The 8173-nt window shown below is 67.4% G+C and carries 6 protein-coding genes; 1 reads left to right on the top strand and 5 read right to left on the bottom strand.

All coding sequences use genetic code 11. From position 1 onward, the window contains the following. The 4 genes from AC3IFE_RS00140 to AC3IFE_RS00125 all read right to left on the bottom strand — a co-directional run. Window positions 1-543 (bottom strand): thiolase family protein (locus AC3IFE_RS00140; RefSeq protein WP_489189200.1); only part of this gene is annotated, 543 nt, incomplete at its 3' end. Window positions 544-642: 99 nt separating this feature from the next. Beyond that, the gene (gene phaC / locus AC3IFE_RS00135; protein WP_489189199.1) at window positions 643-2505 is read right to left on the bottom strand and encodes a class I poly(R)-hydroxyalkanoic acid synthase; all 1863 of its coding nucleotides are present in this window, start codon (window positions 2503-2505) and stop codon (window positions 643-645) included. Window positions 2506-2866: 361 nt separating this feature from the next. Beyond that, entirely contained in the window at window positions 2867-3706 is an 840-nt protein-coding gene (gene pgeF / locus AC3IFE_RS00130; RefSeq protein WP_489189198.1) for a peptidoglycan editing factor PgeF, read from the bottom strand. A 6-nt stretch (window positions 3707-3712) separates the two neighbouring features. Beyond that, window positions 3713-4921 (bottom strand): RluA family pseudouridine synthase, encoded by a 1209-nt coding sequence (locus AC3IFE_RS00125; RefSeq protein ID WP_489189197.1) that lies wholly within the window; start codon window positions 4919-4921, stop codon window positions 3713-3715. Between the two features lie 41 nt (window positions 4922-4962). Between AC3IFE_RS00125 and AC3IFE_RS00120 the strand changes: the two genes are divergently transcribed. Then, window positions 4963-5787, top strand: coding sequence for an outer membrane protein assembly factor BamD (locus AC3IFE_RS00120; protein WP_089467562.1), 825 nt, complete (start codon window positions 4963-4965; stop codon window positions 5785-5787). A 119-nt stretch (window positions 5788-5906) separates the two neighbouring features. Here the strand turns inward: AC3IFE_RS00120 and yoaA are convergent, their stop codons facing one another. After that, window positions 5907-8156, bottom strand: a complete 2250-nt coding sequence (gene yoaA / locus AC3IFE_RS00115; RefSeq protein WP_489189196.1) for a DNA repair helicase YoaA — start codon at window positions 8154-8156, stop codon at window positions 5907-5909. Window positions 8157-8173 lie beyond the last annotated feature (17 nt).

The following is an 8173-nucleotide window of genomic DNA, read 5'->3' as shown; positions in this document are numbered from 1 at the left end:
CAGCGCCGCGAACGCGTCCTGCTCTTCGCGCGTGATCCCGTATTCCTTCGCGACGTTCTCCGCCGTGATGCCCATGTGGTACTGGTTGTACACGTCCCACAGCCCGTCGACGATCATCGTGTCGACCAGCTTCGCGTCGCCCATCCGGAACCCGTCGCGCGAGCCCGGCAGCACGTGCGGCGCCGCGCTCATGTTCTCCTGGCCGCCCGCGATCACGATCTCCGCGTCGCCCGCGACGATCGCGTTCGCCGCCAGCATCACGGCCTTCAGGCCCGAGCCGCACACCTTGTTGATCGTCATGCCCGGCACGGCGCTCGGCAGCCCTGCCTTGATCAGCGACTGCCGCGCCGGGTTCTGCCCGGAGCCGGCCGTCAGCACCTGGCCCATGATCACTTCGCTGACCTGCTCGGGCTTCACGCCCGAGCGCTCCAGCACCGCGCGGATCACCGTCGCGCCCAGTTCCGGCGCCGCGATCTTCGCGAGCGAGCCGCCGAATTTGCCGACCGCGGTCCGCGCGGCCGATACGATCACTACATCCGTCATTTCCCTTTCCTCCAGGCCCGCACGACACGGCGCATCGTTACCGGCCCTGTTAAAAAAACTGCGGTGCGCCGGACAGCGTGCGCCGCTGTCCGGCTTTCGTCAATCGCGCTGCAATACGTAGCGCCCGGGCGCCGGCTCGATCACCGGGAATTGCGCGGAACCCGCCTGGGCCGGCGGCGCGACCTTGCGGCCGCCGTACGCGTCCAGCCACTCGACCCACGTCGTCCACCAGCTTCCCGGCTGCTCGGTCGCCGCGGCGAACCAGTCGTCCGCGGATTCGGGCAGGTCGTCGTTGACCCAGTAGCTGCGCTTCTTCTTCGCCGGCGGATTGATCACGCCCGCGATGTGCCCCGATGCGCCGAGCACGAACTTCAACGGGCCCGACAGGATCGACGTCGACGCGTAGGCCGTCTGCCACGGCACGATGTGATCCTCGCGCGAACCGTAGATGAAGGTCGGCACGTCGATCAGCGACAGGTCGACCGATTCGCCGCACACGGTCAGCGCACCCGGTTCGCGCAGCTTGTTTTCGAGATAGGTATGGCGCAGGTACCACGCGTACATCGGGCCCGGCAGGCTCGTCGAATCGCTGTTCCAGTACAGCAGGTCGAACGGCGCGGGCGTGCGGCCCTTCAGGTAGTTGTCGACGACGTAGTTCCACACGAGATCGTTCGGCCGCAGGAACGAGAACGTATTCGCGAACTCGACGCCGCGCATCAGGCCCGGTTGCGTACCGTTCTTGCCGCCGATGGTCTGCTCGCGCATCTGCACGTGCGCCTCGTCGACGAATACGTCGAGAATGCCCGTATCGGTGAAATCCAGCATCGCGGTGAGCAGCGTCATCGATGCGGCCGGATGTTCGCCGCGCGCGGCGAGCACCGCGAGCGCGGTCGCGAGCATCGTGCCGCCGACGCAAAAGCCGAGCGTGTTGATCTGCTCGCGGCCGCTGACCTGCTGCACCGCGTCGATCGCCGCGAGCAGCCCTTCGTTCATGTAGTCGTCCCACGTCTTGTGCGCGACCGATGCGTCCGCGTTGCGCCACGACACGAGGAACACCTGATGGCCGCTCGACAGCGCGTGTGCGACGAGCGAATTCTCGGGTTGCAGGTCGAGGATGTAGAACTTGTTGATGCACGGCGGGACGATCAGCAGCGGCCGCTCGAACACCTTGTCCGTCTTCGGCGTGTACTGGATCAGCTGGATCAGGTCGTTCTCGTACACGACCGCGCCTTCGGTACACCCGAGATTCTTGCCGACCACGAACTGCGATTCGTCGGTCTGCGAAATCTTGCCGCGCTGCAGGTCGCCGAGCAGGTTCATCATCCCCTGCCGCAGGCTTTCGCCCTGCGTTTCGAGGATCGATTTCTGTGCGTCGGGATTGAGTGCGAGGAAGTTGCTCGGCGCGGCGGCGGCCGTCCATTGCTGGACCGTGAAGCGGATGCGCTCGCGCGTCTTCGGATCGGTCTGCAGCGCGTCGGCCAGCTCCTGCAGGTAACGCGCGTTGAGCAGATACCACGCGGCCGCGAACGCATGCGCGGGCGACGCCTTCCACGCGTCGCCGCTGAAGCGACGGTCTTTCAATTCCGGTGACTCGAGCTTCGCGGCGGCCGCCTGCTGCATCAGCGTCATGCAATCGCGCGCGTAGTCGGCCTGCAATGCCTGGAGCCGTTCGGGCGGAATCGCAGCCACCGGCAGCTTCAGCCCCGCGAATGGCGACGTCATCGCGCCGAAGTCGGGCATCGACGGCATCTGGAACGGAAACGACGTCGGGAACTGGAATGTCGCGAACGGATTGACGGAGGCCGATGCCGTCGCGGCGCGCGCCGGATCGGCAAAACCGCGCCACGCGTTCAACCACGACTCGAACATCTGCTGCATCGGCTGGGCGGCCGGATCGAAACCGGCGCTGCCTGCGGAAGTGCCCGCATGCGCGGACGTCGACGAATTTTTCGATGCTGTCATTACCTGCCTTACCGGTGATTCGTGAGCGTCAATCGTGAAATCCTGCTCGCGCGCGGCGTGCCGGCTGCGAGCCGGGCCGTCATGCTCTGGAGAGGCGTCTCCAGATTCTGCCGCAGTGCGGTATTTTTATCATTATCGTTTTCCCCATGTGAAGCGCACGATCAAACCACTGAACATTTCTACACGGAGATAATCCGCGCGCAACAGACGGGACAAGGGTTCCGGCGAAACATAAAACATTTTGTATGGCTTGACTCCGGGATTTTTCATTCAGTCGCGCATGCAGCGCCGCATTGCCGCCTCAATATCGAGATAACCCGATTTCGCGGCGCAACAAAACCGCGCACGCATGCGCATGCCGTCAATCGGCCAGCCAGATTGCCGCGGCCATGCGGCCCGTCACACGGTCGCGCCGGTACGAATAGAAGCGCGCGCGGTCGGCGACCGTGCACGCGGTCCCGCCGCTCACGTGCGCCACGCCGGCACGCGCGAGTCGCAAGCGTGCGAGCGCATGGAGATCGGCGAGAAACTTGCCGGGCGCGCCGTCGATCGCGACGAACGCATGACGGGTTTCATCATGCTCCGACTGCGGGGCCGTGTCGAGAAACGCATCGCGCACGTCGGCGCCGACCTCGAACGCCTGCGGGCCGATCGCCGGCCCGAGATACGCATGGAGCGCGCGCGTCGCGCCGCCCGCCAGCGCCGCGACGCGCGCCGCCGTCTGCTCGACGATGCCGGCCGCAAGCCCGCGCCAGCCCGCATGCGCGGCGCCGACCGCACGGCCCTGCGCATCGCACAGCAGCACGGGCAGGCAATCGGCCACCATCACCACGCAGACGGCGCCCGGCCGGTTCGTGACGCTCGCGTCGGCCCGCAGCGGCGCCGTTGCAGCGGGCGCAGCGGCGATCACCTCATCCGCCTGCACGATCTGCGCACCGTGAACCTGCTCGAGCCACGCGGCGCTCGACTGGCCGGCGAGCGCCAGCATGCGCGCGCGATTGACGGCGACATGGTCGGGATCGTCACCGGTATGCAGACCGAGATTCATTCCGCCCGGCAGCGCGGCACCGTCCCGCCAACGCCCGTACGGGCCTTCGCTCACACCGCCGTCGCGCGTCGTGATCAGCGCGCGCACGCGCGGCGACACCTGCCAGTCGGGCTGCACGCAGTCCTGCCACGTCAACGGCGCCAGGTTCGTCATCGGCACTCACTCCTCCTCATCGTCCAGGTACGGTTCGTCGTCGTGATACTCGCCGCCGAAATCGTCATCGTCGTAGACACCGTCGTCGTCGTCGAATTCCTCGTCGCCCTGCCCGAAACCGAGCGCCGCGACCAATGCGTTCATGTCGTCCGGCAGCGGGCAGCGCCACTGCATCGCCTTGCCCGTGACCGGATGCACGAGGCCGAGCCGCCACGCATGCAGCGCCTGTCGCGCGAATCCGTCCGGCAGCGGCGCGACCGAGCGCTTGCCGCGCGCGCGCCCGTAGACGGGATCGCCGAGCAGCGGGTGCCCGGCGTGCGCGCAGTGCACGCGGATCTGGTGCGTGCGGCCGGTCTCGAGATCGCACTGAATCGCCGACACCGGCTGACGTTGCCACAGGCATGTGTCAACCGTGCGGAAATGCGTGCGCGCGGGCTTGCCCGACGCGCCGGTGACGACGGCCATGCGCGTGCGTTCGCGCGGATCGCGGCCGATCGGCGCGTCGATCGTGCCCGCCTCGGGCATCGTGCCCCACACCAGCGCGAAATAGCGGCGCTTCACCGTGCGGGCCTGCAGCTGGCGCACGAGGTCCGTCTGCGCGGCCAGCGTGCGCGCCACGACCATCAGGCCGGAGGTTTCCTTGTCGAGCCGGTGGACGATCCCCGCGCGCGGCAGGCCGGCCGCCGCGTCGCCGTAACGATGCAGCAGACCGTTGAGGATCGTGCCGCTCCAGTTGCCGGCGGCCGGATGGACGACGAGACCGGCCGGCTTGTTGATGACGACGAGCGCGTCGTCCTCGTAGATCACGTCGAGCGGCACGGGCTCCGGCGTGAACGCGAGCTGCTCGGGCAGCAGATCGGGCACGAGCTGGATCTTCGCGCCGAGCGGCACCGGCTGGCGGATCTTCGCCGGCGCGCCGTCGACGAGCACGCGCTGCGCCTCGATCCAGCTCTGCAGGCGGCTGCGCGAGAATTCGGGGAACAGTTGGGCGAGCGCCTTGTCGAGGCGTTCGCCCGCGAGCGACAGCGGCACTTCGACGACGCGCGGCGCATCGTCGCCCGCCGCGGACGGCACCACGGGCGGCTGCAATGCGTCGCCGGCCAGATCGTCATCGAGGGAATCCCCCGACGCAGCGTCGGCGGGCCGATCGCTTGGGCTATAATCTTCGCGATTTGGTGTGCCCGGCTGGGCATTCTGCGAACTTGAACGGGTCATTTAGACTGGGTCACCGAGACTTGAAGCTAGGACATGCGAGCATGATGAATTCGACCAAACGCACGGCCAGAACCGTCGCCGCCCGGGCTGCGGCGGTAGCGGCCGCGGCCCTCATCGCCGGCTGCCACGGCTTGCCGCAGAAGCAGGACGAGACGGCTACCTGGTCGAACAACAAATTATACTCAGAGGCCCAGGACGCACTGTCCGGCGGCGACTGGGGCAAGTGCGCGAAATATTTCGAATCGCTGCAAGGCCGCGATCCGTTCGGCCATTTCGCGCAGCAAGCGCAGATCAACGTTGCATACTGCAACTGGAAGGACAACGAAGCGGCAGCCGCCGACCAGGCCGTCGATCGCTTCATCCAGCTCCACCCCGATCATCCGGATATCCCGTACGCGTACTACCTGAAGGGGATGATCCACTTCAACGACGATCTCGGCCTGTTCGGGCGCTTCTCCGGCCAGGACATGAGCGAGCGCGATCCGCAGGCGCTGCGCGAATCGTACGATGCGTTCAAGGTCGTCGTCGACCGCTTCCCGAAGAGCAAATACGCGCCCGACGCGGCTGCACGGATGCGCTACATCGTCAACGCGCTGGCATCGCACGAAGTGCACGCGGCCGACTACTACTACCGTCGTGGCGCGTATGTCGCGGCCATCAACCGCGCGCAACTCGCGATCAAGGACTACAAGGGCGCGCCGGCGATAGAGGATGCGCTGCACATCATGATCCTGTCGTACGGCAAGCTGAACCAGCCGGAACTCGCCGAGGACACGAAGCGCGTGCTCGCGGGCACGTTCCCCGACAGCCCGTACGTGACCGGCCATGCGCGCCCCGGTACGAAGAAGTCGTGGTGGCAGTTCTGAAACACGGCGCGATGTAACACCCGTTGCGCATGCAAAAAACCCGGCCATCGAGCCGGGTTTTTTATTGGCACCGCATTCGGGCGGCGCCGGGGCATTCATGCGCCGCGCCGCGTGTGCGGTCACGCGTGCTTGCCCGAGCGATGCTCGTCGAAGAAATCCTGCACGACCGCGATCTCGCGCGTGCGCTTGAACGGCGGCAGGCTTTGCCAGATCCGGCGCCCGTAAGGCTTGTCGACGAGCCGCGTGTCGCAGATCATCAGCACGCCGCGATCCGTCTCCGCACGAATCAGCCGGCCCGCGCCCTGCTTCAGCGTGATCACGGCCTGCGGCAACTGGTGCACGGCGAACGGGCTCAGCCCCTTCTTCGTCAATGCGTCGAGCCGCGCGGCCAGCACCGGATCGTCCGGCGGCGCGAACGGCAGCTTGTCGATCACGACCAGCGACAACGCATCGCCGCGCACGTCAACGCCTTCCCAGAAGCTCTGGCTGCCCACCAGGATCGCATTGCCGTACGCGCGGAAGCGGTCGAGCAGCTCGGTGCGGCTTGCGTCACCTTGCACGAGCAGCGGCGTGTTCCAGCCGCGCGATTCGATCACGTCGCGCAGCTTCGACGCGATCCGGTCGACCGCGCGCAGCGTCGTGCACAGCATGAACACGCCGCCGCCGGATGCCTCGATCGCGGGCAGCGCGGCATCGAAGACGGCATCGGTAAACGCCGGCGACGACGGCTGCGGCAGGTTGCGCGGCACATACAGCAACCCTTGCGACTGGTAATCGAACGGGCTGGCGAGCGTCATCGAACGACGCGAGCTGAGGCCCATCTGCGCCGCGTAGTGCGTGAAATCGCCGCGCACCGACAGCGTGGCCGACGTAAACACCCATGCACGCGGCACGCCCGCCCGCTGCTTCGCGAAAATCGGCGCGACCGACAGCGGCGTTTCATGCAGCTGCACGGTATGCGCGAACACTTCGACCCAGCGCACCTTCTCGTTCGGATCGCCGTCGGCGGCCGCCTTGTCGCCGGCTGCCGCCGCATCGGCCTTCGCGGCCGCTTCCGCCGCGCCGGGCGCGACCCAGCCGGCCAGCAGGTCTTGCAGCTCGCGGGCGCGCCGCAAGCACGCGCCGAGCGATTCCGCGCGCTCGGCCTGGCCCGCGAGCGCCGATGCGAGCGCGTCGAGCGCAACGTCGAGCGCGTCGAGCGCACCGAACATCGGGTGATCGTCGCCGAGCTGCGCGAGCGACATGCGCACGATCTGGTCGTTCGCGAACGCGAGGCGCAAGTCGCGCGCCGCGCGCTCGAGATCGCCGCCGAGCTTCACCCACTCGACCGCGTCGCGCGCATGGCTCAGGCCTTCGGCCACCGTGTCGCGCGCGAGCTCGAGGATCTGCGTCGTCGACAGCGTCTCGCCGAAGAACAGCGTCGCCGTCTCCGGCAACTGATGCGCTTCGTCGAAGATGATCGTGTTCGCGTTCGGCAGCAGTTCGGCCATCCCCGTGTCGCGCAGCATGATGTCCGCGAAGAACAGGTGATGGTTGACGACGACGACGTCGGCCTGCTGGGCCTCGCGCCGCGCCTGCATCACGAAACATTCCTTGTAGTGCGGGCATTCCTGGCCGAGGCAGTTGTCGCGCGTCGACGTGACCATCGACCACACGGGCGCGTTTTCCGGCACGCTCGCGAGTTCGGCCTTGTCGCCGCTCTTCGTGATTTTCGCGAAGCGGACGATTTCCTGCAGATAGGCCGTATCCTGCCGCGACGGCAGCCGGCCGTTGTCGGCCGTGCGTTGCAGGTAGTAGTGGCACAGGTAGTTGGCGCGGCCCTTGAGCATCGCGACCGTCACCGGCACCGCGAGCGCGTTGCGCACGGTCGGGATGTCGCGCTGGAACAGCTGGTCCTGCAGGTGCTTCGTGCCGGTCGACACGATCACCTTGCCGCCCCACAGCATCGCGGGCACCAGATACGCGTAGGTCTTGCCGGTGCCCGTGCCGGCCTCGACGATCAGCGTGTTGTCGCCGGCGTCGCCGTCGGACTCGGTTGCCGCGGCATCCTCCGCGGCCGGCCCGGCCGGCTTGTCGGCGTCGCCCAAGCGGCGCGCCGGCCGCTTGCGGGTTTCGAAGATCTCGGGCTCGGGCATCCGTCGCGCCGACGCTTCCATCGCGGACGCGACCGCGCGCGCCATCTCGATCTGCGACGTGCGCGGCCGATAGCCGTCGAGCGCGCGCGCCAGCAACCCGCCTTCGCCGAAGATCGTGTCGAGTTCGTCGACGCGCTTGCGGCTCAGCTCGAAGGTGCCTTCGGGCGCACGAGCGCGCCCGGCGGACGTCGTGTCACGCCGGGCATCGGGGGTGGCTTCAAGCGGTGAATTCAAGGCAAGCGTTCCTGTGT

The organism is Burkholderia sp. APQ4-4ca, from assembly GCF_057837105.1.
This window is presented reverse-complemented; position numbering and strand designations above follow the sequence as displayed.

Bases quoted from the DNA above. Each gene is read 5' to 3' on its own strand.
- pgeF (WP_489189198.1), bottom strand. From the start codon at position 3,706: ATGACGAACCTGGCGCCGTTGACGTGGCAGGACTGCGTGCAGCCCGAC.
- phaC (WP_489189199.1), bottom strand. From the start codon at position 2,505: ATGACAGCATCGAAAAATTCGTCGACGTCCGCGCATGCGGGCACTTCC.
- AC3IFE_RS00120 (WP_089467562.1), top strand. From the start codon at position 4,963: ATGATGAATTCGACCAAACGCACGGCCAGAACCGTCGCCGCCCGGGCT.
- AC3IFE_RS00125 (WP_489189197.1), bottom strand. From the start codon at position 4,921: ATGACCCGTTCAAGTTCGCAGAATGCCCAGCCGGGCACACCAAATCGC.